The following is a 25,291-nucleotide window of genomic DNA, read 5'->3' as shown; positions in this document are numbered from 1 at the left end:
TAGATTACTTTGGGAGGACGTTCTCGCGGGCGAAGTAGGCGGCGGCCCGCTTGAGGATCTCGTTCTCGGTCTCCAGTTGCCGGTTACGGCGCCGCAGCTCGGCTAGTTCCTTCTTCTCGGCGCTGGTCAGCTGGCCCGACTCGCCGCTTTTATCGTCGTCGGCGTCGGCCTGGTTCACCCAGTTCTGCAGACAAGAACGGCTGATTCCCAGGTCCTTGGCGAGCTGGACGATTGACTTGTCACCCTGGCGCGCCAGTTCGACGGCTCGGCGGCGAAACTCGGGCGGGTGTGGTGAGGGCATGACGGACATCCTTCCTGATGATCAAGGATGACCTCAGGTCAGCAGTCCGTGCTTCGGGGGGAAGCTCACGCACGGTCGTGCAGCCACGCCTCGACATGGTCGGCGGTCAGGTCTCGGACCCGCATGTGCCCCAGCTGCGGCACCACATGGCGGCGGACCAGCCCCCAGTAGGCTCCCATTGTCGAGGGTGCCCGTCCTCGCTTCTCCAGTTGTGTCAGGAAATCCCTGGCCGCACGTTCGACGGTGTAGTTCCGGTCGGCGCTCACCCCACGCTCCAGGTCATCGACGGCCTGCACGAGCTTGCGCATCAAAGCCTTCTCGGACAGTGCTTTCCGCTTCAGCCGGCGCCGCTTCCCGTCAGGCTGGCGCCCTAGCGAGATCGCGCCGGTCCACCCGCAGTCCTCCCGGTAGATCGACGCCCGATACACCCCGACCACACCCGCACCCAGTTCCTCCCCGCTCGTTCTTTGCTCGAAGACCACTTTGGTGTGGAGGAGCCACCGAACTACCCGAAATGCTTTAGACGTCCCTAGACGTCAGGTGGAAGCGGCTACGGTCTGGCGGAGGCGCCTCGTTTTGGGTCCTCGTGAGGGTGGCGGGCCTGCTCACTGACGCCCGCATTGCGAACCCCATGTGGACGCAAGCGCGCGTCAACCGGGTGCGCGGCCTCGATTCAACGCCCGAACCATCCCCACTCGGGAGGGGAGAACCCCTTGCGGTCCTCGCTGTCAACGTCAGGCAACTCCTGAGAACAAACGGTTAAGCAAGTCCTGAGACCGCACATCGACACTCGCCACCGTGGGGCAGGCCCGGACCAGCCCCGCTCGCGCGGGGAGAACGCCGCGATCGAGGCCGACATGGCCGAGCTGACCGGACCACCCCCGCTCGCGCGGGGAGAACGTCGCGGACCTCGGCCAGATGGATCTCCATGCCGGACCACCCCCGCTCGCGCGGGGAGAACCAGACGACCCGCCGGCCCCATTCAGCGGCCCACGGACCACCCCCGCTCACGCGGGGAGAACGCGCCCCACGTCCGGAACGGGAAGTGCAGCCACGGACCACCCCCGCTCGCGCGGGGAGAACGGACCGTCACCCGGGACGGCCGCCACCCGTTACCTTTTTCACGTCCCCACCGATCGCTGGTTGGTGGGGAGCCAGGTCACCCGGCCCGGCATGACTCAAGCCCCCTGTCGCAGGCATGATCCGGGGGGTGTTGTCACCGGCCTGGGTGGCGTCGGTGGACCGCTCATAGGGACAAGGCAACCTTCTGTGACGAAGTCATCGTCTCGCCGTAACGTGGATGCCGGCAGCCGTCGCCAGATCTGTGACCAGGCCGAACAGTACATTGACTCCCCGAGCGAGGTAGGGCATTGGGCCCCGAGTACGCGGTGTTCCTGGGGCTGGACGTCGGCAAGGGCGAGCACCACGCCTGCGCCCTGGACCCGTCCGGCAAGAAGCTGCACGACAAGCCGCTCCCCAACGACGAGCAGCGGCTGCGAGCGTTGTTCGCCCAGCTCAATCGGCGCGGCAGGGTGCTGGTAGTGGTCGACCAGCCCGCCTCGATCGGGGCCCTGCCGGTCGCGGTCGCGCGAGCGGAGGGCTGCCAGGTCGCCTACCTGCCCGGGCTGACCATGCGGCGGCTGGCCGACGTCCACCCCGGCAATGCCAAGACCGACGCCCGCGACGCCTTCGTCATCGCCGACGCCGCCCGCACGCTCCCGCATACGCTGCGGCGGGTCGACTCGGGTGAGGAAACCCTGGCCGAGCTGGAGGTTCTGGTCGGGTTCGACGACGACCTGGCCAGTGAATCCACGCGGTTGGTTACCGGATCCGGGGGCTGCTGGTCACCATCCACCCCGCGCTGGAGAAGGCGATCGGTCCGCGGCTGCACCATCCGGCCGCACTGGAGCTGCTCATCGCCTACGGCGGCCCGGACGGGCTGCGCGCCGCCACCGCCGACCAGCTGCTGGCCACCGTCAAGCCGCTGGCGCCACGCATGGCCGGACGCCTGATCGAGGCGGTCAAGACCGCGCTGGACGCCCAGACCGTCGTCGTTCCCGGCACCGCTGCGGCCGCAACCGTCCTGCCGCACCTCGCCCGCTCTCTGCGATCAGTCCATGACCAGCGCAAACAGGTCGCAGTCCAGGTGGAGGAGATCCTTGATGCACACCCTCTTGCCAAGGTCCTGATCTCGATGCCCGGCCTCGGGATCAGGACAAGCGCACGGATCCTGCTGGAGATCGGCGACATCTCCGCCTTCGCCACCCCCGGGCACCTGGCCGCCTACGCGGGCCTGGCACCCGTCACCCGCCGCTCCGGGTCCTCCATCAAGGGCGAACACCCGCCCAAGGGCGGCAACAAGGCCCTCAAACGGGCCATGTTCCTCTCCGCGTTCGCCTCGCTCTCCGACCCGCTGAGCAGGGCCTATTACGACCGCAAACGGGCCGAGGGCAAGAAACACAACGCCGCCCTCATCTGCCTGGCCCGCCGCCGCAGCGACGTCATCTACGCCATGCTCCGCGACCAACAGCCCTACCAACCCACCCGAAAAATCACGACTCAAGCAGCTCAAGCCGCTTGACGAATCCCATAGGGACACCCCCCGCGGACCACCCCCGCTCGCGCGGGGAGAACCCACAAGATCCGAGTGGGTGTCACGATCGAAGCGGACCACCCCCGCTCGCGCGGGGAGAACGCCGACGGCCTCAACTACCGCACCCCTTCTGCAGGACCACCCCCGCTCGCGCGGGGAGAACGGGGCGTCCCACACGGCGGCGTCGAACGTCCACGGACCACCCCCGCTCGCGCGGGGAGAACATCGGGTCCCGGGTGTAGACGTGGCCGAGGGCCGGACCACCCCCGCTCGCGCGGGGAGAACCCGACGGTCCCGGAGATCGCCGTGCCCGCGGTCGGACCACCCCCGCTCGCGCGGGGAGAACAGAGCGCACCCACCTCGGTCGGCCCCGATGAGCGGACCACCCCCGCTCGCGCGGGGAGAACGGACCGTGGTCACGGACCTCGACACGCAGCGCCGGACCACCCCCGCTCGCGCGGGGAGAACCGCGCATAGTCCTGCGCGTTCATCCGCACGACCGGACCACCCCCGCTCGCGCGGGGAGAACACCGACACGGCCAGGGCGTACCGGCCGTCCGGCGGACCACCCCCGCTCGCGCGGGGAGAACGCCGAGGGCGTGCGCGAACATCGCGCCGAGAACGGACCACCCCCGCTCGCGCGGGGAGAACGACTGGAGCCGCTGGGCCTGCTCCTTGGCCTTCGGACCACCCCCGCTCGCGCGGGGAGAACGACTGGAGCCGCTGGGCCTGCTCCTTGGCCTTCGGACCACCCCCGCTCGCGCGGGGAGAACTCAAAGCCGGCCTCCGCCCTGTACACCGTGACCGGACCACCCCCGCTCGCGCGGGGAGAACCGCACCGCGGTGATGAGTCTGGTCATGGACAACGGACCACCCCCGCTCGCGCGGGGAGAACAGCCGCGCGAATCCAGGGAGCGCCAGTGAACGCGGACCACCCCCGCTCGCGCGGGGAGAACGCCATCGCGTGGACGGTCTCCCAGTCCTCGCGCGGACCATCCCCCGCTCGCGCGGGGAGAACCCCACGGTCCCGCGCCTGCGCGCCCGTCATGGCGGACCACCCCCGCTCGCGCGGGGAGAACTACCACGATGGACGGCCCGGCCACGCGGGACGCGGACCACCCCCGCTCGCGCGGGGAGAACGTGGCCCACACCGCCGGCAGCGGCGGACGGGTCGGACCACCCCCGCTCGCGCGGGGAGAACCGCCGCGCGGTCGCGGGCGGGATGTCCAGCTGCGGACCACCCCCGCTCGCGCGGGGAGAACGCGTCCTGTACGAGCTGCAGAGACTGCGTCGTCGGACCACCCCCGCTCGCGCGGGGAGAACGACCCCTCCCCGAGCGAGACCGCAGGCGAGGACGGACCACCCCCGCTCGCGCGGGGAGAACTCCGCCCGGACCCGCACCCTCGGATACCGGATCGGACCACCCCCGCTCGCGCGGGGAGAACGGTGATGGCCACGTCGGCCAGCTCAGCCTCCACGGACCACCCCCGCTCGCGCGGGGAGAACCCAGGCCTGGCGTGTTCAGCGACCCACGTCGACGGACCACCCCCGCTCGCGCGGGGAGAACGGTGATGGCCACGTCGGCCAGCTCAGCCTCCACGGACCACCCCCGCTCGCGCGGGGAGAACCCAGGCCTGGCGTGTTCAGCGACCCACGTCGACGGACCACCCCCGCTCGCGCGGGGAGAACCCAGGCCTGGCGTGTTCAGCGACCCACGTCGACGGACCACCCCCGCTCGCGCGGGGAGAACCGCACCCTCGGGTACCGGATCTTGCGGTGAGTCGGACCACCCCCGCTCGCGCGGGGAGAATGCGTCCAGCTCCCGCGCCATGTCCCGCGCGAGCGGACCACCCCCGCTCGCGCGGGGAGAACGCACCTCGAGACAGCGGCGGTGCGCCCGGCGACGGACCACCCCCGCTCGCGCGGGGAGAACGGTGTGCAGGCGTTCCAGCCGCTCCGAACGGGCGGACCACCCCCGCTCGCGCGGGGAGAACGACTTGCGGATTTGAATGATCCGGCCCCCCGTCGGACCACCCCCGCTCGCGCGGGGAGAACGCCTCCACGCTGCGCTCCACGCTCACCACCGACGGACCACCCCCGCTCGCGCGGGGAGAACGTGAGCGGCAGGGTGATGTCAGCGGGCCAGTCCGGACCACCCCCGCTCGCGCGGGGAGAACTGCGTCGACGCCTGTTTCTGCTGCTGCAGCGCCGGACCACCCCCGCTCGCGCGGGGAGAACGGAGCGGAATTCCTCAGCATGACCTTGGAAAACGGACCACCCCCGCTCGCGCGGGGAGAACGTGGCGTACCTGGGCCGGATGGATCTCCACGACGGACCACCCCCGCTCGCGCGGGGAGAACCACGTCCTTGCACGGCTGGCCGAGGAGCGAGGCGGACCACCCCCGCTCGCGCGGGGAGAACGACCCCTCCCCGAGCGAGACCGCAGGCGAGGACGGACCACCCCTGCTCGCGCGGGGAGAACTCCGCCCGGACCCGCACCCTCGGATACCGGATCGGACCACCCCCGCTCGCGCGGGGAGAACGCTGATCAGGTCGTTGCTGCCGTAGCCGCCCTCGGACCACCCCCGCTCGCGCGGGGAGAACGCGCTCAGCAGCTTCTCGGCAGCGCGCCACATCGGACCACCCCCGCTCGCGCGGGGAGAACGGAGATGTGGGCGGCCCGGTCATAAAAGGCTGCGGACCACCCCCGCTCGCGCGGGGAGAACGATCGCCAGCATCGACAACGTCCACGGCATGGAGGACCACCCCCGCTCGCGCGGGGAGAACTGCTCCAGTGCACGGAGCGCCTCCAGTGCAGCCGGACCACCCCCGCTCGCGCGGGGAGAACGTCGCCGCCGTGACGGACGCGATCGAGTGGCCCGGACCACCCCCGCTCGCGCGGGGAGAACTCGTCGGCGGCGAACGCGTCGTCGTCGCGGTACGGACCACCCCCGCTCGCGCGGGGAGAACACTTCCTCACCTGCAGCCATAGGGGGTCGTTACCAATTTGAGACACAGTTTCAGGGTGATGGTGATGCCGCATGCGGCTGAGCCTATGCGTCGCGGCGAGTTTTGTCGGTGCTGTGTGGTTCAGTCAGTTCGAACGTTGGGCGGACTGTGCTGGGGGTTCCATGTCCTCGGACGATCAAGGTGAGTGGCTGCCGGGGGTCGATGCTCGTTTATGGGGCAAGCATCAAGGGCTGCCGGCGCCCTACCCGGTGATCTGCCACCTCATTGATACTGCGGCGATTGCTGGGGCCTTGTGGGATGTGTGGGGCGGGGGCCTTCCGGTTCTGCGGGACGGTGGTGGTTCGGGACTGTCCGATGACAGTTTTAGGAGGTTGATCTGCTTTTGGGCCGGACTTCATGACCTCGGAAAGGTCTCACCGTCTTTTCAAGCAGTGGTCGGTGATCTTTACCAAGATCTGCTGGCACAGGCACCGGACTACGGTGAGGCGGGCGATGAGCCTGTGCCCTCACTTCGGCATAACGAGGTGACCCAGTGGGCGCTGGTCGAGATTCTAAGAGAGATGGGCTATCCGGTCGGCGCGGTGGCTCGCCGGGACGTGGGCCACCAGATCGCTCAGCTTCTCGGTGGACATCACGGACGTTTTTGTGCCGCTTTGTCTCGGGCTGAGTTGCGTAATCCTCGGCGGGACGGCGTGGGGGAGGGGCGGTGGGCGCGCCAGCGCCGGGCCCATGCCGAGGTCCTGCGGAGGCTGACCGGGGCGCATGAGGCGCTCGGTGAGCGGCTTCCCGTTCCGGTGGCGGTGGTGGTGACCGGGATTGTGATCGTCGCGGATTGGCTGGCGAGTCAGGAGGAGTTCATCCGGGCCCGGCTGCCGGCTTGGGGCTGGGAGCCGTCGTCGGGGGACCTGCGCGCGCATTGGGACCGTGGGGTGGCCGAAGCGCCGCAGGTGGTGCGGGCGGCAGGACTTGGAAGGGCCCGGTTCGGTGATCGCGCATTCGGTGAGCTCTTTCCGTTTGAGCCCAATGCGTTGCAGTCATCGGTTGCACGGCAGTTGCCCGGCCTGGTCCATGGGCCTGGGCTGTTGCTGGTGACCGCGCCGCCGGGGGATGGCAAGACCGAGGTGGCCTTGTATGGGGCGGGTGTGCTGGCTCGTGCGTGCGGTGCGGGTGGTCTGGGGTTTTGCCTGCCGACCATGGCGACGACCGATGCGATGCATCGGCGGGTGGCCGCGTTTGCCGAGAGGGCGTTGCTGGGGGATGCGGCGCTGACGCGGGTGCACAGCATGGCGTGGCTGTCGGCGGACGCGGCGGGTGAAGCGGCCGCCGCAGCCGTTGATGCCGACGCGGTCGTCACCGATCGTGATGCCTCGGTGGAGGCGGCGCGGTGGCTGCACTCCAGTCGGCGCGGTCTGCTGGCGCCGTTGAGCACCTTCACCATCGACCAGGGGCTGGCCGGTGTGCTGCCGGTGAAGTACAACGTTCTTCGGTTGCTGGCCCTGGCGGGCAAGGTCGTGGTCGTCGATGAGGCCCACTCCTATGACGCCTGGATGCACGCGCTCCTGGTGCGGCTCTTGGAGTGGCTGGGTGCGTTGAAGGCTCCGGTGGTGCTGCTGTCGGCGACACTCACCGGATCGTCCGCGCGGTCATTGGTCGAGGCCTACATGCGGGGGAGCGGTCACCGCACGCCCGAGGACCTGCGGCCTTGCTATCCGGGATGGCTGTTCGCCGATGCGGTCACCGGTGAGGTATGCGAACCACATGCGGTGCCCAGCGAGCGGGAACGCGAGTTGACGTTCGAGGTGGTGCCGGTGCGCCGTGATGGGAACGCCACCCGGTCCGGTCATCGGGCCGCGGTGATCCAGAAGTTGCTGCAGCCGGTCGTGGACAGTGATCTGGGCTGCGTCCTGATCTGCTGCACCACGGTGCGGGAGGCACAAGACACCTATCAGCAACTCGCCCGCTGGTTCGAGATCCTGGCGGACACCGGCGGGCGCCCGCCTGAGCTGCGGCTGCTGCATTCGAGGTTCTGCGCTCGGGACCGCGCCGCCGTCACTGAGGGGTGTGAGGCCGATTTCGGGAAGGACGGGGCCCGTCCGCGCACCGTCCTGGTGTCGACGCAGATCATCGAGCAGTCGCTCGACCTGGACTTCGATCTGCTCATCACCGACCTGGCCCCGATGGCCTTGCTGCTGCAGCGGGCTGGGCGCTGTCAGCGGCACCGCGGTAGGCAGGAGGATCTGCATCATGCACGCCGCCCGGGCTGGATCACTGAGGATCCGCGGATCGTGGTCTTGGATCCGGTGGACGCCGAAGGAGCGTTTGCGGTGCCCACCGAGTGGGGTGACGTCTACGACGAATCGCTGCTGCACCGGACGAGCCGGCTTCTGCGGGAGCGGTCGGGCGCGCCGGTTCAGGTTCCGGGCGCAGTGCAGGAACTGGTGGACGCGGTGTACGCCAATGACTTCGCAAAGGTCATGGAACTGGACGATTCCATCGCGCGAAAGATCACGCATGCGGACAGTGAACGGCAAGCCGCCCACGCGGCGGCGCGGCAGATCGCCGAACTCATCAAGATCGAACCGCCTGATAGTCGGCTCTTGAATGATCTGTGGAAGCTGAGCAATACCAAGGTCGAGGTCGATGCGTCACTGATCACGACCCGGTTGGGGGCGGACTCGGCGCGTCTGGTGTGTGTCTATGAACAGGGACCTGGCTGCTGGAGCCTCGACGAAAACGGGGAGGTTCCTGCTCCCGGCTTGAATGGTGGATCACCGGTCACCATGGCTGAGGCCCGGTTGATCGCCCAGTACATGATCCCCGTGCCGGGCAAATGGGTCGAGGGTGACGTCGACCTGCTGGAGCTTCCCTCGGCTTGGGTCAGCAATTCCGTGCTGGCGGACTGGACGCTACTGCCTATGCGACGCGGTTCCGGTGGCCGATGGTATGGCCGTCTCCGGCCAGGATCGGTCGAGTACCGCCATTCCACTGGAATGGATCTTTCTACCCTTGGCAGTCTTAGCGATGTGGAGGGCTGACGCGTCCGGACTCCCTGCTCTGGCACGCTTCAGGCCCTCTGCCCCCGCCTTCGCGGGGAGTTTCCGGAGCCGCTTTATCCCCTGCCCTTGGCAGTCGGCTCACCCCCGCTGAGCAGGGATCTTGTAACCAAGGAACCGCGTCGACGGCAATCAGCCTTCGAGTGTTTCCAGACAGCCTACGTGAAGCTACTGATCAGTTCCCAGTCGGGACGGGGAGGCGCTGTGGGGCAGCAAGCCAGCTTTGATCTGGCCGCCAGGGACTGGATCGAGGTTCGCTGGGCGGAGCGGGGGGCGCAGCGTCCGCCGAGGGTCGGCCTGCGGGACTTGTTCGTTCATGCTCATGAGATCGAGGCGCTGACAGTCACCCCGGCGCCTGCGCTGTCGGCGATGTATCGGCTGCTCTACGCCATGATGGCGCGGATCACGGGCCTGGACGACCCCGGTGACCACGAGGACGACTGGCTGGATCGCCGCCAGGAGTTCCTAGCCGCGCCGTTGGATCCCGAGGCTGTCGACGCGTACTTCGAGGAGTTTGGCGGCAGGTTCGATCTGTTCGATCCGGAGCGGCCCTTCCTGCAAGATCCTCGCCTGGCCGATCCGCAGGTGTGCCCGAAGAGCGCGGGGGTGAACAAACTGGCGCTGGGGCGCCCGGCCGGGAACAACTCGGTGTGGTTCGGTCACCATTGGGATATCTCGCCCGCGCCGGTCGCGGCGGCTGAGGCGTTCGCGGCGCTGCTCGTCTGGTTGTACTACGGGCCCTCGGGCCGCTGCGGCACCCGCACCCACGGCGACATCACAAAGGCGGACGTGTCCGCGGGACCGCTGCGGTCGAGCTTGTCCTATCACCCCGAGGGCGCCACGGTGCTGGAAACGTTGCTGGCCGGGTTGACGCCCCCGCCGCGGCATCTGTCCCCTGACGACGATCTGTGCCCGTGGGAACTTCCTGGCCTTCCCGACCCGCTTGCCGCGCCCCCAGCATCCGCTCCCTATCCGGGGCCGCGCAGCCGGCTGACCGGCGGGTGGCAGCATGCGCTGCTGCTGGTACCTGACGCCACCGGCGATCACGTTGTTGACGCCTGGATCACCTGGGGGCGGCGGCACAAGCAGCCGTCCACCAACGACGCGTACGTGATTCACCAGATCAGCCAGCAGGGCAACCCGGATGCGCGTCCCGCCGAAGCCGACCGGGCACTGTGGCGTGATCTGGACGGCCTGCTGCAGCTTCCCACCAACAATGCCGTGGAGCCGCGCCGTCCCGAGGTGTTCGACACCGTGGATGACCTGGGGACGTTCAAGGCGCGGGCGTTGGGGTTTCAGCAGGACGGCAAGACCAAAGACATCCAGTTCGTGTCGGCCATCACCCCGCCGCTGCTGTTCCGGGTCCGGGACGACGATCCCCAGGTCGCCCGGCGGATCGGTGACCTTCATGCTTTCGGTGAGCTGTATGGACGGCGTCTGGAGTTCGCGGCCAAACGGGCATGGGCGCTGGCGACCGACACCAAGCCTGCACGGTGTGCGTGGGCTGAGCACGCTGCGGCCGCGTACTGGCCGCAGGCGGAGGAGATCTTCTGGACGCGGATGCGCGCCCAGGATTACACCGAGCCCTGGCGTCCATTCCTTCGAGCCGCCACCGCCGTGTTCGAGCAGGTCACCCAGGAGCACATCCGTGATGCGCGCAGTGCCCGCGCGATCGAACAGGCACGGCTGGAACTGCATGGCGGACGCCGCAAGGCCAAGCACAAGTCCTGAACCCCCACCGGTAACTCTTCTCTGGCAGGACGGTATGACCACGCAAACATCACGGTCGGAGCAATCCACGATTCAGCGGGCCCAAGACTTCGTCGCCGACGTTATGCGGCTGTGCGACGACCCCGGTAAACGTGCCGCACTGCGCAGCGGGCTCGGCCGGCCCCTCGACCGCTGCCACCGCATGCACCAGGTGCTCGCCGCCCGGGTGCCCAAAGGCGGCGACAGCGGCGAACGCGCCCACTACGCCGTCGCCGCCATGATCGCCTCGTTGCCTCCGCACGCCCGAGGCAACACCTCGCCTGCTGAAACCGCCCAGCCCCAAGATGGCCGCGGCGCGGCACCAACCCGCAACTTTGGCAAGTGCCTGGCTGAGGGCGTCGGCCGCGGTGCGCTGCGCGAGTCCGCCGCCGAAGCCCGTCTCAACCTGCTCACCCGGCAAAGCGTCGACGGCGTGCACCGGCATCTGCCCGCCGCCGTCCGGGCCGTGGCCGATCACCCGTCCGCAGTGGACTGGGCGCAGCTACTGGCCGATCTGTACTGGTGGGAGTACCACCGGGACCAGATCACGCGTCGCTGGTTGCAGTCGTTCTACCGGACCAGGTTCCAGGCCGAACGCGACACCGCCGAACAAGCCGATCGCGCCGAGCACGACTCCGCATAGCCCCCTTGCCCCGAACCCGCACGCTGGAGACCACCATGACCACGATTCCCGGACGTTTCCTCGAAATCCACGTCCTGCAGGCCATCCCCTTCGCCAACCTCAACCGCGACGACACCAACGCGATCAAGACCGTGCGATGGGGCGACACCGAACGCACCCGCATCAGCAGCCAGTGCTGGAAGCGCGCCATGCGTCTGCACCTGCAGCAACACCTCGGACAGAAGGCACTGCGCACCCGGCGGCTGCCCGAATACCTCGCCAAGCACCTCCAGCAGAAACACGGATGGCCCGCCGACCTGGCCGAACGCGCGGGCCGTCACACCGCGGCCGCCTCCAGCGTCGGCGCCGAGGCACCGAAAAGAAGGAAGGACGAGGCCGCCGGAGCCAACGGCGCGTCCGACGCCTGGACCACCGCCGCCATGATCTACGTGCCCGCCACCGCCATCACCGAGCTCGCCGACCTGGCCGTCCAGCACCGCGACGCCCTCGAGCAGGCCAAGGACCCCGCCAAGTTCGAACGCAAGCACTCGGTCATCCCCGCCGAAGACGTCGACGCCGTGCTGCGCAGCCGCAACGGCATCATCAGCCTGTTCGGCCGGATGCTCGCCCAGGTCGACGACGCCAAGGTGGACGGCGCCGTCCAGGTCGCCCACGCCTTCACCACCCACGCCACCGACACCGAAATCGACTACTTCAGCGCCGTCGACGACGTCACCGACGCATGGGGCGACACCACCGGCAGCGCCCACATGGGCCAGACCGAACACAGCGCCGGAGTCCTGTATCGCTACATCGTGGTGGACCTGCACGACCTGCACGCCAACCTCGGCCAGGACCTCGCCGACACCCGGGAACTGGCCGCCGGCCTGGCCCGGGCCGCGCTGCTGTCGCTGCCCTACGCAAAGAAGAACTCCACCGCCCCCCACACCATCCCCCATCTGGCACACCTGACCGTCCGCACCGACCGGCCAGTCTCCTACGCCGCAGCGTTCGAACAGCCCGTCCGTGCCGGGCGCTCGGGCGGGCACGGCGACCCGTCGGTCGAGGCGCTCACCAGCTACGCCGCCGCCGTCAACGCACTGCTGGGCACCGACGGGCTGCTTCACAGCGCCCACGCCACGCTGTCGACCGCCGAAACCACCGGCCTGGGCGAACGCGTCCTGTCCTTCGAGGCACTGATCGACAAATCCCTGGACAGCGCACTCCGCGTAAAGGAAACGGTGTGAACGCCGAACCTTCCGCAGGCCTGCTGCTGCACCTGGGCGGCCCGCTCCAATCCTGGGGGGAACGCTCACGCTTCAACCAGCGCGACACCTCCCGGGCACCGACCCGATCCGGCCTGATCGGGCTGATCGCCGCCGCCCTCGGGCGCCGCCGGCACCACCCCATCGACGACCTGACCGCCCTACGCTTCACCATCCGGATCGACCGCCCCGGCACCTTGCTCCGCGACTTCCACACCGTCGGCGGCGGCATGCCGCGCCAGCTCACCGTGATCACCGCGGAGGGCAAGCGCCGCTCCGCCGAAACAGCAACCCTTATATCCGACCGCTACTACCTGCAGGACGCCGCGTTCACCGTCGCCGTCACCGCGTCCGACCCCCAACTGCTGGGCATCTGCGCGCAAGCCCTGCGCACACCGGCCTGGCCGCCCTATCTGGGCCGCCGATCATGCGCGCCCAACCCGCCACTGCTGATCTCAGGCCCTCTCGAGGCGCCGATCAGACACCTGATCGGCCTGCCGCTCGCCCGCCTGGCCCCTGCCGGCGAACAAGACACGTCCGTGGAGTTCCGCGCCGATACCCCCTTCACCGGCCCCACCTGGCCGGGAGGCCCTGACCCCGCTGAACAGGATCAGGTGTACACCCAGACCCAAGACGACCCCATCTCCTTCGACCCCGGCAACCGGCAGTACCGCTCCCGCCCCGTCTACCGACGGCACCTGGACCTGCCCGCCCGGCAGTGCGCCGGCCTTGGCATCGCCTACATCACGAGCCTCACCGCCTACCTGAACGAACACGCCGGGAAGGCCACCCCATGAACACCGAACTGTGGATCACACAAATCGTCCCCAACACCCGCGACCGCACCGTCCTGTCCGACCTGCGCGACGCGACCCGGCTGCACCGCCGGGTCATGTCCCTGTTCCCAGACGGCCTGGGCCCCAGCGCCCGCCAGCAAGCCGCCGCCCTGTTCCGCTTGGAAGAGCAACCCACCGGATTCGCCGTCCTGGTACAGAGCACCCTCAAACCCGCGCTGGACAACCTGCCCACCAGTTACGGCGCCGCCCGCACCAAATCGCTGGCCCCACTGCTGGCCGGCCTGGCCGAAGGCGCCAACATCCACTACCGGATCATCGCCAACGCCACCAGCAAACTCGGCAAGAACACCACCGCCGGCCGCCCCAAGCAGGTCGTCCCCCTGTACGGTGCCGACGCCGACCAATGGTGGCAACGCCAAGCCGACTCCGCCGGACTCCTCCTACGCAGCCTGTACAGCAGCCAACTCACCACCCTCACCGGCCAACGCCCCGGCAACGGCCGCGTCACCCACGCTCGCACCCGATTCGACGGCACCGCCACCGTCACCGACCCCACGGCGCTGACCGAAAGAATCCACACCGGCATCGGACGCGGCAAGTCCTTCGGCTGCGGACTCCTCACCATCGCGCCCGCCCGATGAGCACGACACCACACCGCAACGCCCGCCAACGCCTGGCCGCGCCCACCGCCGCCATGCTTCCCCGCATCGGCGACTCCCTGTCATTCCTCTACATCGACGTCGCACGCATCGTCCAAGACGACACCGGCGTCAAAGCGCTCTTCCAACTCGGCGACGACACCCGCCGCGTCGCCTTACCCACCGCCGCCCTCGGCTGCCTGCTGCTGGGCCCCGGAGTCTCCATCACCACCCGCGCACTCTCAACCCTCGCCCGCCACGGCACCACGGTGGTGTGCACCGGCACCGCAGGAGTGCGCTGCTACACCGCCACCGTCCCCGACTCCCTGCCCACACGCTGGCTGGAAACCCAAGCCCGAGCCTGGGCCGACGACACCCAACGCACCGCCGTCGCCCGCCGCATGTACCTTCACCGATTCGGCGACACCGCACCCAGCGACGCCACCATCGCCCAACTACGCGGACTCGAAGGCCAACGCATGAAGGTCCTCTACCGCATGCTCGCCGAACGCAACGGCGTCCGCCCCTTCAAACGCTCCTACGCCCCCGACGACTGGGACGCCCAAGACCCCGTCAACCGCGCACTGTCAGCCGCGAACACCTGCCTCTACGGCATCACCCACGCCGCGATCAACGCCATCGGCTGCGCCCCCGGCCTCGGCTTCGTCCACACCGGCACCAGCAACTCCTTCGTCTACGACATCGCCGACCTCTACAAGGCCCAACTCACCCTCCCCCTCGCCTTCACACTCCACGACTCCACCGACCCCGACGGCCAAGCCCGCCGCTCATTCCGAGACGGCCTTCGCCTCTTCAAACTGCTGCCACGCATCGTCGCCGACATCCAAACCCTTCTAGAACCCGACGACGGCACCCGACAAGAAGACGCCCAAGACGCCACCGAAGAACTCGTCGACCTCTGGGACCCCGACTTCGGACGCATCGCCGGTGGCACCAACTACGGACACCACTGAGATGGCAACCATGACCGTCATCGCCACCACCGCCATTCCCGACCACCTACGCGGCGCCCTCACCCGCTGGATGACCGAACCCATGCCAGGCCTCTACGTCGGCACTCTCTCCGCCCGCGTCCGCACCGAACTCTGGACCGCTGTCGCCGCGTCCATCGACGACGGAGCCGCCCTCCTCATGCACCCCGACGCCAACGAACAAGGCTTCACACTGCACACCGTCGGCCAACGCCGACGCACCCCCATCGACTTCGACGGCCTCACCCTCATCGCCCTCGACCCCACCGAACCAGCCAACGAACCAGCAGAACCCGAAGCATCAGAGACCCTCGGCATCACTTCATGAAGACTCACTCACCATGGAGAACGAAACAATGCCCTCCACGTACAGGGTCCGCTCGCCGGACGGACCACCCCGCTCGCGCGGAGAACTCCACGACGACGTCCACGATGTCGCTGTATGCCGGACCACCCCCGCTCGCGCGGGGAGAACACTGTCACATCCACGAGCGTCAGGTCGATCCGCGGACCACCCCTGCTTGCGCGGGGAGAACAGGATGATGCTGCGCGCCAAGGCGATCACCCCCGGACCACCCCCGCTCGCGCAGGGAGAACGAACCCAGCTCACCGAGCACCGACTCCAGCGTCGGACCACCCCCGCTCGCGCTGGGAGAACTGGAGACGCCGCGCCGACTTCGCGCCGATCGGCGGACCACCCCCGCTCGCGCGGGGAGAACCGCACCAACGTGCCCGCCGCGTAGATCAGGAACGGACCACCCCCGCTCGCGCGGGGAGAACGAGGTTGCGCGGGTCCTGTCGAACGACGGCGCCGGACCACCCCCGCTCGCGCGGGGAGAACAACGGTGCGGCAACCGAAACCCAGGGCGTTTTCGGACCACCCCCGCTCGCGCGGGGAGAACGGAGGACTCGGCCGAGCAGCGGCGCGCGGACGCGGACCACCCCCGCTCGCGCGGGGAGAACGTCGCCCACCGGTCCGCCAGCTCCTCCAGCGCCGGACCACCCCCGCTCGCGCGGGGAGAACTGCACTGCGGCGCTGCCGGACGGCTCGGCCGACGGACCACCCCCGCTCGCGTGGGGAGAACTCGGACCGCTGGGGCCCGTGCGGCGATCTCGACGGACCACCCCCGCTCGCGCGGGGAGAACGACTCCGGAGGGATGATCCCGGCAGACACGAGCGGACCACCCCCGCTCGCGCGGGGAGAACGCGCCCATCACCTTGGCGTGGATGCTCGAAAGCGGACCACCCCCGCTCGCGCGGGGAGAACGCGTCGATCACGGCCGAGGTCATCCACACCGTCGGACCACCCCCGCTCGCGCGGGGAGAACGGGGCAGACGCACCCGGTGTAGCCCCGGGTGCAGGACCACCCCCGCTCGCGCGGGGAGAACGCTGCTGCGGGCGAAACAGGTTCGCCGGTGGATGGACCACCCCCGCTCGCGCGGGGAGAACGCCCCCATCACCCTGGCGTGGATGCTCGAAAGCGGACCACCCCCGCTCGGGCGGGGAGAACGCGCACGGTGGCGGCCCGCCGCGGCACCTTCGCGGACCACCCCCGCTCGCGCGGGGAGAACGCTGAGCTGAGCATCGTCACCGGCCCACACGACGGACCACCCCCGCTCGCGCGGGGAGAACCCAGCGAGTCCCACGTTCACCCGACCGTCCACCGGACCACCCCCGCTCGCGCGGGGAGAACCCAGCGAGTCCCACGTTCACCCGACCGTCCACCGGACCACCCCCGCTCGCGCGGGGAGAACAACGCAAAAAAGCGGCCCGCACTCGTCTCCGCCGGACCACCCCCGCTCGCGCGGGGAGAACCCGAGTCGTCCCGGCCCCACCGGCCCCGCTGACGGACCACCCCCGCTCGCGCGGGGAGAACGCTGAGCTGAGCATCGTCACCGGCCCACACGACGGACCACCCCCGCTCGCGCGGGGAGAACCCAGCGAGTCCCACGTTCACCCGACCGTCCACCGGACCACCCCCGCTCGCGCGGGGAGAACCCAGCGAGTCCCACGTTCACCCGACCGTCCACCGGACCACCCCCGCTCGCGCGGGGAGAACAACGCAAAAAAGCGGCCCGCACTCGTCTCCGCCGGACCACCCCCGCTCGCGCGGGGAGAACCCGAGTCGTCCCGGCCCCACCGGCCCCGCTGACGGACCACCCCCGCTCGCGCGGGGAGAACGACCCGGCGCGGCGTGAAGGGCAAGAGTCCCGCGGACCACCCCCGCTCGCGCGGGGAGAACAGCTGGCGGTGCGGCTCCCGCGGCTGCCAGCGCGGACCACCCCCGCTCGCGCGGGGAGAACCTGTGAACCCTGTTTGTAGTCGAGCACGACCACGGACCACCCCCGCTCGCGCGGGGAGAACTGGTGAGTGCGTGCCATGCTGGGTGTTCCTGCCGGACCACCCCCGCTCGCGCGGGGAGAACGACGTCGTCCTGATCGACCACGGACAGTTCGTCGGACCACCCCCGCTCGCGCGGGGAGAACACCTTCTTCTTCACCCACTCCAGGACGGTCTTCGGACCACCCCCGCTCGCGCGGGGAGAACGGCAGGTTGTCGACGGAGTACTCCGCTGCGACCGGACCACCCCCGCTCGCGCGGGGAGAACGACGCGTGGCTCCGGGCCCACGTGGTCCCCGACGGACCACCCCCGCTCGCGCGGGGAGAACCTGAACTCGTCCGACTCCGGAGCGGTCGGCCGCGGACCACCCCCGCTCGCGCGGGGAGAACGAGTCAGCAATCCATGGGAGGTGAAATGCCAGCGGACCACCCCCGCTCGCGCGGGGAGAACCGAAAACCCCCGGCGTGTCGCAGGGGCCGGCCCGGACCACCCCCGCTCGCGCGGGGAGAACCCCTCTGCCCCGAGCGGCGTCGCCGGCCCCGACGGACCACCCCCGCTCGCGCGGGGAGAACGCAGCCGCGATCAGCGCCCGGGGCTGGCTCACCGGACCACCCCCGCTCGCGCGGGGAGAACCGGGTCGCCCGGTTCGGGCGCCCCTCGCTCGGCGGACCACCCCCGCTCGCGCGGGGAGAACCTCCACCACGTTCGTAGCGAACGCGCGATTCTCGGACCACCCCCGCTCGCGCGGGGAGAACGGAAATGACGGCCAAGGAACCCCGCGGACCCACGGACCACCCCCGCTCGCGCGGGGAGAACGGCGCCCGCCTGCTGGGCTCTCGTGATGAGCGCGGACCACCCCCGCTCGCGCGGGGAGAACGGCCGACTGAGGTATCGCCTCTCGCCGTACTCGGGACCACCCCCGCTCGCGCGGGGAGAACGCCTCCTGAGCCTGATCGCCTACCGGCGGGAGCGGACCACCCCCGCTCGCGCGGGGAGAACCGGGAGTTGATCGACCTCGGCGCGATCGAGTGCGGACCACCCCCGCTCGCGCGGGGAGAACCAGTCGATCAGTCGCATGGTGTGCTGCATGTCCGGACCACCCCCGCTCGCGCGGGGAGAACGCTCGCACCTGCGGTGACTCAACTGGTTCAGGCGGACCACCCCCGCTCGCGCGGGGAGAACGGCATTCCGACACTCCGCCGAAGCACTCGCTGCGGACCACCCCCGCTCGCGCGGGGAGAACACGAACGAACTGGTGGCCCAGCGGCGGTGCGGCGGACCACCCCCGCTCGCGCGGGGAGAACGACCCGATCGGCAATGAGCCCTGGACCCACGACGGACCACCCCCGCTCGCGCGGGGAGAACGCGGTGGCATCGGTGAGGAACCAGTCGGCGTGCGGACCACCCCCGCTCGCGCGGGGAGAACTGCCGGGGCTGACCAGGGACGATCAATATCCGCGGACCACCCCCGCTCGCGCGGGGAGAACGCGGAGGGTGTGGACACTCACTGGCCCGCTCCCGGACCACCCCCGCTCGCGCGGGGAGAACCCGACAACACCGTCATCGGTGACGCCTCCCCACGGACCACCCCCGCTCGCGCGGGGAGAACGCGAGCACGGCCTTGACCGTGGCCGCCGCCTGCGGACCACCCCCGCTCGCGCGGGGAGAACCTCGTTCAGGACGGCAGCGCGCCGGTACCTTGCGGACCACCCCCGCTCGCGCGGGGAGAACTTGATCGGGTTCCCACGACGGCGGCGTAGAGCGGACCACCCCCGCTCGCGCGGGGAGAACTTGATCGGGTTCCCACGACGGCGGCGTAGAGCGGACCACCCCCGCTCGCGCGGGGAGAACTTGATCGGGTTCCCACGACGGCGGCGTAGAGTGGACCACCCCCGCTCGCGCGGGGAGAACTTGAACTGGGAGCCGGTCAGCACCGGCTCAGGCGGACCACCCCCGCTCGCGCGGGGAGAACGCCGCCGGCGCGGCCGTCGCGTCCGGCACGTTCGGACCACCCCCGCTCGCGCGGGGAGAACGGCGCAAGGTTCTTCAGCGACTCCTCGAACTTCGGACCACCCCCGCTCGCGCGGGGAGAACCTCGTTCAGGACGGCAGCGCGCCGGTACCTTGCGGACCACCCCCGCTCGCGCGGGGAGAACTTGATCGGGTTCCCACGACGGCGGCGTAGAGCGGACCACCCCCGCTCGCGCGGGGAGAACTCCTCGCCCTCGCCGAAGGTCATGGTGCGCGGCGGACCACCCCCGCTCGCGCGGGGAGAACTTGAACTGGGAGCCGGTCAGCACCGGCTCAGGCGGACCACCCCCGCTCGCGCGGGGAGAACGCCGCCGGCGCGGCCGTCGCGTCCGGCACGTTCGGACCACCCCCGCTCGCGCGGGGAGAACGGCGCAAGGTTCTTCAGCGACTCCTCGAACTTCGGACCACCCCCGCTCGCGCGGGGAGAACCTCGTTCAGGACGGCAGCGCGCCGGTACCTTGCGGACCACCCCCGCTCGCGCGGGGAGAACTCGGTCGCCTCGGCCAGCTCGTCAACGAGCCGCGGACCACCCCCGCTCGCGCGGGGAGAACCCGGCGATCCCGGCCAGGCGCGCACCGGCGTCCGGACCACCCCCGCTCGCGCGGGGAGAACTCGATCTCGAACGCCTGGGACAGGCTCAGCGCCGGACCACCCCCGCTCGCGCGGGGAGAACCGCTTCTTGTCGTTTTCGGCCTCGCGTTCCAGCGGACCACCCCCGCTCGCGCGGGGAGAACCCCCCGCTCAACTCGGATGAGCGGGGGCCGACCGGACCACCCCCGCTCGCGCGGGGAGAACTCCGGCCGGTCAGTCCCAGCGGGACGAGCGCTGCGGACCACCCCCGCTCGCGCGGGGAGAACACTTCGCGACCTGGGCCTATGGAGAGGCGTTACCGATCTGAGATGTTCTGGTCGTCTGGCACGACATGGCCCCAAGCCTACGTGGTGAACACGATCGAGTAAGGGGCGGGCGCAGGCACGGGATCCGGAGGGAGACGTCGAACCGTCCAGCTCACGCCGCGGCCAACTGGACGTCTTATGTCTCGTCATGGCGGGCGTCCGAGAGCCGGTGATCGCCGCCTGCACCTGCCCGGCGAAGGGGGGCCGAGGGTGTCCAGTGCGGAGAGTCGCTGCGTCCAGTCCGGCGCCGGTCCCGGGTCGGGCTCCGAATGGAGGGGCCTGCGTGCCCTCGCCAGCTGTTTGGATTGGCTCCTAGCACTGACCGAGATTGCTCTCTCCTCCGTTCGGCGCCTCGGGGAAGGGCGTCCACTTGGTGCAGGCGTTCAGCGTCAGCGTCGTCCGCCAGGTCACGCGCACCGGACGGTCGGCATCGCCCCGAAACCACCACACGGCCCGGAGGAGTCCGTGCACAGCTTCTAGAGCCGCCACGTGACCGGCACCGTATAGCGGGCGGGCCTTGGAATCTCTGGCTGGTAGGTGTGCGCAGGCGTGATCGCGCACGGGTCCGTGGGTCCGATCACCGTGTCGGGTGCACAGGGCTTGCGCGCCTGGATGCCCACGCCAGCGGCGCCCGTGCAGTTCGGAGCCGTCTCGTAGGTGACGGTCCCGAACCTGGACCGCGCCAGAACTTCGTCGGATATGCCGCTGCCGTTGATCAGCACGGGCTCGCCTGACTGCGCGGCCGTGAAGCCCTCGATCCGCACTGGATAGGGGCTCCAGACCATCTGGCACAGCGCGTCCGGTGTCCGGTTCTGAAGGGACGCTCCACTGCCGGTGTTCACACGCGGCGTCGTCCAGGCGCGCGGCGACGGACCCACCGACGGCGGCCCGGATGTGCCGCCGGTCGGCTGACCGGTCGCCGTCCCGGTCGCCGAGGGGGCGAGCGTCACGGGGCCGACCACTGGCCCTTTGCGCGGTGAGCCGCCGCACGCCTTGCCAGTCCACCTGGTTCAACCGACCCGTGACCACGCTGCTGAGGAAGGGGAACGGCACCCGTCACTCCAGGTCGAGCCCTGGCGGCACGTCACCCGTCGTGAGGTCAGTCCGAGCGCGGACGTACCGCACTGCGTGCCTCCAGCGGCCGCCCTCGACGGCGGCATCCGCGCTGATCTCCACGACGATGTCCGGAACGACCCGCGTGTACTGGATCGGCTTGCCGGCGCCGGGCAGCCCGCCGGCCCATCCCGCGGGTAGGACATCCGGCCAGGGATGGTCAGCGCCAGCCGGGGTGAAGATGTCGGCGAGCGCGGTGCGGGCCGGGGCTGGGAGTTGTGTGGATCGGGCGACGACGCCAAGGCGGCCGCTCTGGCTGTACCGGCCGAGGAGCAGCGACCTCGGCTCGGCGATGGTGCCGGTGATCCCGCCGACAATTGCCTCCGTGGTCGTCCTGTGGCGGACTTTCCACCAGCCGCGCCGGCCCTCTCTGTACGCGGCGTTCGCGGCCTTCACGACCAGCCCTTCCACGCCTTGCGCGGCCAAGATCTCGAACCACAGGCGGGCCTCGCCGACGTCGCGGAGCTGCGGGCAGAGCACGACGCGAGAGGTTCCGTGCACGCCGGCGAGGAGTTGCTCCAGTTCGGCGCGGCGCTCGGAGAGCGGCGCGGGTCGCCGGTCCTCCCCTGCGACCTCTAGGAGATCGAACACGACGTAATGACAAGGCTCGCTGAGCGCGAGCTCGGCGCGGCGGCGGCCGGCGACATGGCGCCGCTGCAGGGCGGAGAAGTCGAGGCGGCCGTCTCTCCCCCAGCGGACGATCTCCCCGTCGACGACGGTGCCAGGCGGGAGCGTGTCGAAGACCGCGAGGACGATCTCGGGGAAGGCGTCGTTGAGGCGCTTCTGCCGGCGAGACCACAGGTGCACGCCGCCGTCCTCGTCCACGCGCGCGACACAGCGGAACCCGTCGAACTTCGGTTATGCGCTGTTGAGCTGTCCAGGACTATGGTCCAGCGTCATGTCGATCAAGGGTTGGCGGGTGCACTTCACTCGCCGGGACCCGGCGTGGCCACGTGAAGCGACGCCGTTCATACGGGAGTTCAGCTCCCTGTTCTCCGGACTCGATGAGGGGCTGGACGACCTGGGCGTGCCCGAGGGCCAACCGTTCCTGGTTGATCCGGCGGCGCAGTACGACGTGGCGTTGAACCGCTACTTCTCGGTGTGGCTGGCGTCGTCACCGTGGAACACCCAGGCTGCGCATGCCCGGGACCTGCGCACGTACTTCGACTTCCTGTGGTTCGGGCGAGGCCGGTGCGACTGGCGCGACGCGACCATGGACGATCGGGCAGCGTATGAGTGGTGGCGTCGTCGCGACGAAAGCGGACCCCGTGTGGGGGACACCAGTTGGGACCGCGAGGTCTCCACGGTCAACCAGTTCTACCTGTGGGCGATCGAGCAGGACCTCGTACGGGCCAATCCCAACCAGGCGGCCGGCTTCCGCCAGCACTATGTCGACGAGGGCCCCGAACAGCCCGACCAGACCATCGTCATGCTGCACGGCGAACCCACCTGGGGCTACGAGTGGCGCCACCTGATCGGGCCGCTGTCGCGCCACCACCGCGTGATCGTCCCCGACCACATGGGCTTCGGCAAGAGCGAGACCCCGCAGGACCGCTCGTACGACGCGAGCGAACACATCCTGAATCTCGAATCGTTGCTCGTCGACACGCTCGACCTCACGGACATCACCCTGGTGCTCCGTGACTGGGGCGGCCCCATCGGCACCGGGTTCGCGCTGCGTCACCCCGACCGGATCTTCTGCCCGAGTACGTGATCCCGTCGTTCAGGCTCAGCTACCCCGACGCACCCGTGGTCGAGATTCCGAGCGCCGGCCACTTCCCGACCGAGGACGCGCCCGAGACGCTGCTGGCACTGCTGGAGATGTTCCTGCAGACGACGCCCGCGCGCACCTGAATCCTGAATGTCGAAGGACCGGCTCCGCACGCGCGGAGCCGGCCGTTCGCCGTGCGGCAGAGGTGATGCTCGATGGTCAGGAACAACCGGATCTCGGGATGCATCGAACGGCGCCCTCCGCCCGGACTTGCGGGCCAGTAGATCCGACCCTCGACCATCAGCGCCGCATCAGGGCGGAGATCGTTTATGCGACAGGCCTTAGTCGGTGAATGCGCCCATGGCGCGGTCGAGCAGCACCGCCAGGGGCCTTGCCTTCACAGGCGACCCAGCCGGTCGATGCCGCGTCCGCGCAGGCGAGGGCGGCCGCGACCAGGGCGGTCGGCCTGGGGTCTTCCGGCTGGTCGGGGCCGGTCCCCAGCCGGCGTGCGATCTCCGGGACCATCATTTCCTGCCAGCCCAGCTGCTTCTCGTAGTGCCGGGCCCGCAGGGACGGCGTGTCCTGGAGCATCCGCAGATAGCTGAGAGTGCGCTCGGGTGGTCGACGGCGACGGTGAGCGCCTCATGCCGTGCGGGCGCCGCAGGCAGTTCCTCTTCGAACACTCAGCACCCGGAATGCTCCTCGACACCATCAGCGGCATCAAGACGATCGAACAAGTACTGCCTGACGCCTTCGGCCCGCGCACACTCGACGCGTACCGACGGAACCACACAACGTAGCGCGACGCCCCCGACCCCATCGCGAGTCTCGAGGCTCCATTTACAGGAGATGAGGCTTACATACCTGGAATTCATGCACCTCAGCCGGGCCGCTCTGCTGGCGGCTGATCGTCGACGGGCTTGGTCAACAGCTACTCGGTTGGGTGAAGAGGCTCGCGTGAGTGAGCCCGGCCTCCTTGTCGTCGACGTCGCGGCCGCTGACGACGCCACCGCGTTCGCCTCCCAGCAGCTGCTCGCCGGACGGGGGCAATGGCGAAAGCGGAGCGAACGACGCTGGATGCGGGGGTCAGCCGCGCCAAGGACAGCAGACAGCTGCGCGAGGACTTCACCACCCGCGATCTCGTGCTGCTGCTGATGGCCAACACCGGAGTCCTCGGCGCCACCGCCGATGCCGCCCCGGACGCCTGGCGCCGACTGGTCGCCTGGCTGATCCAGTCCTTCCAGGCCCCGCCCCCGGCCCGCTGCCGAACCCGCCGGAAGATGCGGCGCTGTACGAGGCCATGCGCCGCGCCAGCAAGAGCACCACCGCCCCCGAGCCCGGAAAGCGACGCTGAACCAGCGACCGGTGAGATAGGGCGACCGCGGTGAGGCCGCCGTCGTTTTCAGGACTATCAAGCAGGGCCTGAGTCTGGACACCGGACAGGCTGAAACCCTGTCCATAACTTCGGTTCGTACCTGCAGCCGCCAGAGCACGCCCACTCGGCGGGGATGCGGTCGATGCCTGTCGCGGCCATGGGCGCGACGGGTCTTCGGATATGCATTGCGACTACGCCCCCCGAACACGACTCGTGGTGGACGGTTACCCGGAAAGCGTCCATCGGAGTACACCGCAGTGCACTCTTGGGCAAGTGATGGTGCCCTCAACTGACACTGATCCCGGGTCAGGCCGCGTCCAGGTGCGCTTCTAGAACGCGCTGCCACCGGTGCCGGTCGTCGCTCAACGGGAGTCGCAGCAGAGCCTCGTCCTTCAGGAGTGGTCAGCTGGCCTGCGGGGCCGCTGATCACGGCGTTTATATTGCAAGAGGGCCAAGAACGTCATCGTCGCAGGCCAACAGGGCGCGGACATCCAAAGGACCTGTCGGCCGCCGCCATCGTCATGAGCGCACTGGTCCTCCGGACCTGTCCACGCGCCTCCAGAATCTGATCGGACGCATTGCCGGCCCGGCGAATGTGCGCAGGGCCGGGGCGGTTCGTCCCTCGGGTCACCACTCGGTGTACTTGTCGGTCGTGGCCACCCGGCGGATCGCGTCTGTGCCCGGGGCATAGCGCAAGGTGCTCAGGTCGGTGGCGCGAAGTCGGCGCTGCGAAGGTCCGCACCGTTCAGATCTGTGCCATCTAGGACGGCGCTGGCAAGGTTGGCCTGGTGCAGAACCGCGCGGCGCATGTCCGAGCCGATTAGGCCCGAACCGGTCAGGCCC

The 25,291-nt window shown here is 69.7% G+C and carries 17 protein-coding genes, 2 pseudogenes and 3 CRISPR repeat arrays; of the genes and pseudogenes, 13 read left to right on the top strand and 6 right to left on the bottom strand.

All coding sequences use genetic code 11. The features are described from left to right. Nucleotides 1-4: 4 nt before the first annotated feature. Nucleotides 5-301, bottom strand: a complete 297-nt coding sequence (locus ACQPXG_RS38140; RefSeq protein ID WP_433464006.1) for a transposase — start codon at nucleotides 299-301, stop codon at nucleotides 5-7. A gap of 65 nt (nucleotides 302-366) precedes the next feature. Then, entirely contained in the window at nucleotides 367-609 is a 243-nt protein-coding gene (locus ACQPXG_RS38135) for a hypothetical protein (protein WP_433464005.1), read from the bottom strand. A gap of 501 nt (nucleotides 610-1,110) precedes the next feature. Further along, nucleotides 1,111-1,384: a CRISPR direct-repeat array (repeat unit 30 nt; unit sequence CCGGACCACCCCCGCTCGCGCGGGGAGAAC). 287 nt (nucleotides 1,385-1,671) lie between these two features. On the opposite strand from ACQPXG_RS38135, the pseudogene ACQPXG_RS38130 reads away from it, so the two are divergent. From ACQPXG_RS38130 to cas2e, 9 genes and pseudogenes are all read left to right on the top strand, one after another. Beyond that, a pseudogene (locus tag ACQPXG_RS38130) lies at nucleotides 1,672-2,882 on the top strand (IS110 family transposase). A gap of 24 nt (nucleotides 2,883-2,906) precedes the next feature. Continuing rightward, nucleotides 2,907-5,864: a CRISPR direct-repeat array (repeat unit 29 nt; unit sequence CGGACCACCCCCGCTCGCGCGGGGAGAAC). 161 nt (nucleotides 5,865-6,025) lie between these two features. Continuing rightward, nucleotides 6,026-8,899, top strand: coding sequence for a CRISPR-associated helicase Cas3' (cas3, locus tag ACQPXG_RS38125; RefSeq protein ID WP_433464004.1), 2,874 nt, complete (start codon nucleotides 6,026-6,028; stop codon nucleotides 8,897-8,899). 222 nt (nucleotides 8,900-9,121) lie between these two features. Then, the gene (casA, locus tag ACQPXG_RS38120) at nucleotides 9,122-10,648 is read left to right on the top strand and encodes a type I-E CRISPR-associated protein Cse1/CasA (protein WP_433464003.1); all 1,527 of its coding nucleotides are present in this window, start codon (nucleotides 9,122-9,124) and stop codon (nucleotides 10,646-10,648) included. A gap of 34 nt (nucleotides 10,649-10,682) precedes the next feature. Beyond that, on the top strand, nucleotides 10,683-11,309 hold the full coding sequence (casB, locus tag ACQPXG_RS38115) for a type I-E CRISPR-associated protein Cse2/CasB (protein ID WP_433464002.1): 627 nt from the start codon (nucleotides 10,683-10,685) through the stop codon (nucleotides 11,307-11,309). A gap of 35 nt (nucleotides 11,310-11,344) precedes the next feature. Continuing rightward, nucleotides 11,345-12,535, top strand: coding sequence for a type I-E CRISPR-associated protein Cas7/Cse4/CasC (cas7e, locus tag ACQPXG_RS38110; protein WP_433464001.1), 1,191 nt, complete (start codon nucleotides 11,345-11,347; stop codon nucleotides 12,533-12,535). After that, entirely contained in the window at nucleotides 12,532-13,350 is an 819-nt protein-coding gene (gene cas5e / locus ACQPXG_RS38105) for a type I-E CRISPR-associated protein Cas5/CasD (RefSeq protein ID WP_433464000.1), read from the top strand. Before cas7e ends, cas5e begins: the two co-directional genes overlap by 4 nt. After that, nucleotides 13,347-13,991: a type I-E CRISPR-associated protein Cas6/Cse3/CasE gene (gene cas6e / locus ACQPXG_RS38100; protein ID WP_433463999.1), complete on the top strand. Its 645-nt coding sequence runs from the start codon at nucleotides 13,347-13,349 to the stop codon at nucleotides 13,989-13,991. The genes cas5e and cas6e overlap by 4 nt, the downstream gene beginning before the upstream one ends. Continuing rightward, complete coding sequence (gene cas1e / locus ACQPXG_RS38095; RefSeq protein ID WP_433463998.1) at nucleotides 13,988-14,962, top strand: type I-E CRISPR-associated endonuclease Cas1e; 975 nt, start codon at nucleotides 13,988-13,990, stop codon at nucleotides 14,960-14,962. The genes cas6e and cas1e overlap by 4 nt, the downstream gene beginning before the upstream one ends. 10 nt (nucleotides 14,963-14,972) lie before the next feature. Further along, on the top strand, nucleotides 14,973-15,308 hold the full coding sequence (cas2e, locus tag ACQPXG_RS38090; RefSeq protein WP_433463997.1) for a type I-E CRISPR-associated endoribonuclease Cas2e: 336 nt from the start codon (nucleotides 14,973-14,975) through the stop codon (nucleotides 15,306-15,308). A 118-nt stretch (nucleotides 15,309-15,426) separates the two neighbouring features. Next, nucleotides 15,427-20,210: direct repeats of the CRISPR family, unit length 29 nt; unit sequence CGGACCACCCCCGCTCGCGCGGGGAGAAC. A 515-nt stretch (nucleotides 20,211-20,725) separates the two neighbouring features. Here cas2e and ACQPXG_RS38085 read toward each other — a convergent pair. Together ACQPXG_RS38085 and ACQPXG_RS38080 are read right to left on the bottom strand one after the other, a co-directional pair. Then, nucleotides 20,726-21,199 (bottom strand): hypothetical protein, encoded by a 474-nt coding sequence (locus ACQPXG_RS38085; RefSeq protein ID WP_433463996.1) that lies wholly within the window; start codon nucleotides 21,197-21,199, stop codon nucleotides 20,726-20,728. Between the two features lie 106 nt (nucleotides 21,200-21,305). Beyond that, nucleotides 21,306-22,205 (bottom strand): annotated as a pseudogene (locus ACQPXG_RS38080) (ATP-dependent DNA ligase); the annotation flags it as partial. Between the two features lie 55 nt (nucleotides 22,206-22,260). Between ACQPXG_RS38080 and ACQPXG_RS38075 the strand changes: the two are divergent. Next, entirely contained in the window at nucleotides 22,261-23,076 is an 816-nt protein-coding gene (locus ACQPXG_RS38075; protein WP_433463995.1) for an alpha/beta fold hydrolase, read from the top strand. Further along, nucleotides 23,073-23,216 (top strand): alpha/beta fold hydrolase, encoded by a 144-nt coding sequence (locus tag ACQPXG_RS38070; RefSeq protein WP_433463994.1) that lies wholly within the window; start codon nucleotides 23,073-23,075, stop codon nucleotides 23,214-23,216. The genes ACQPXG_RS38075 and ACQPXG_RS38070 overlap by 4 nt, the downstream gene beginning before the upstream one ends. Before the next feature lie 184 nt (nucleotides 23,217-23,400). Here ACQPXG_RS38070 and ACQPXG_RS38065 read toward each other — a convergent pair whose 3' ends face one another. Next, nucleotides 23,401-23,664 carry a hypothetical protein gene (locus ACQPXG_RS38065; protein WP_433463993.1) on the bottom strand — a complete coding sequence of 88 codons (264 nt, stop codon included), beginning with the start codon at nucleotides 23,662-23,664 and terminating at the stop codon, nucleotides 23,401-23,403. Nucleotides 23,665-23,922: 258 nt separating this feature from the next. Here ACQPXG_RS38065 and ACQPXG_RS38060 point away from each other — a divergent pair, with 258 nt between their 5' ends. Then, complete coding sequence (locus ACQPXG_RS38060) at nucleotides 23,923-24,228, top strand: DUF6207 family protein (RefSeq protein ID WP_433463992.1); 306 nt, start codon at nucleotides 23,923-23,925, stop codon at nucleotides 24,226-24,228. Further along, nucleotides 24,123-24,461, top strand: a complete 339-nt coding sequence (locus tag ACQPXG_RS38055) for a hypothetical protein (protein ID WP_433470185.1) — start codon at nucleotides 24,123-24,125, stop codon at nucleotides 24,459-24,461. The genes ACQPXG_RS38060 and ACQPXG_RS38055 overlap by 106 nt, the downstream gene beginning before the upstream one ends. A 688-nt stretch (nucleotides 24,462-25,149) precedes the next feature. Here the strand turns inward: ACQPXG_RS38055 and ACQPXG_RS38050 are convergent. Beyond that, entirely contained in the window at nucleotides 25,150-25,257 is a 108-nt protein-coding gene (locus ACQPXG_RS38050) for a pentapeptide repeat-containing protein (protein WP_433463991.1), read from the bottom strand. Nucleotides 25,258-25,291: the final 34 nt, after the last annotated feature.

The sequence above is a fragment of the Spirillospora sp. CA-128828 genome (genome assembly GCF_050945415.1).
Lineage (GTDB): Bacteria > Actinomycetota > Actinomycetes > Streptosporangiales > Streptosporangiaceae > Spirillospora.
The sequence above is the reverse complement of the archived record's forward strand: the minus strand, read 5'-3'. Positions and strand labels throughout refer to the sequence as shown.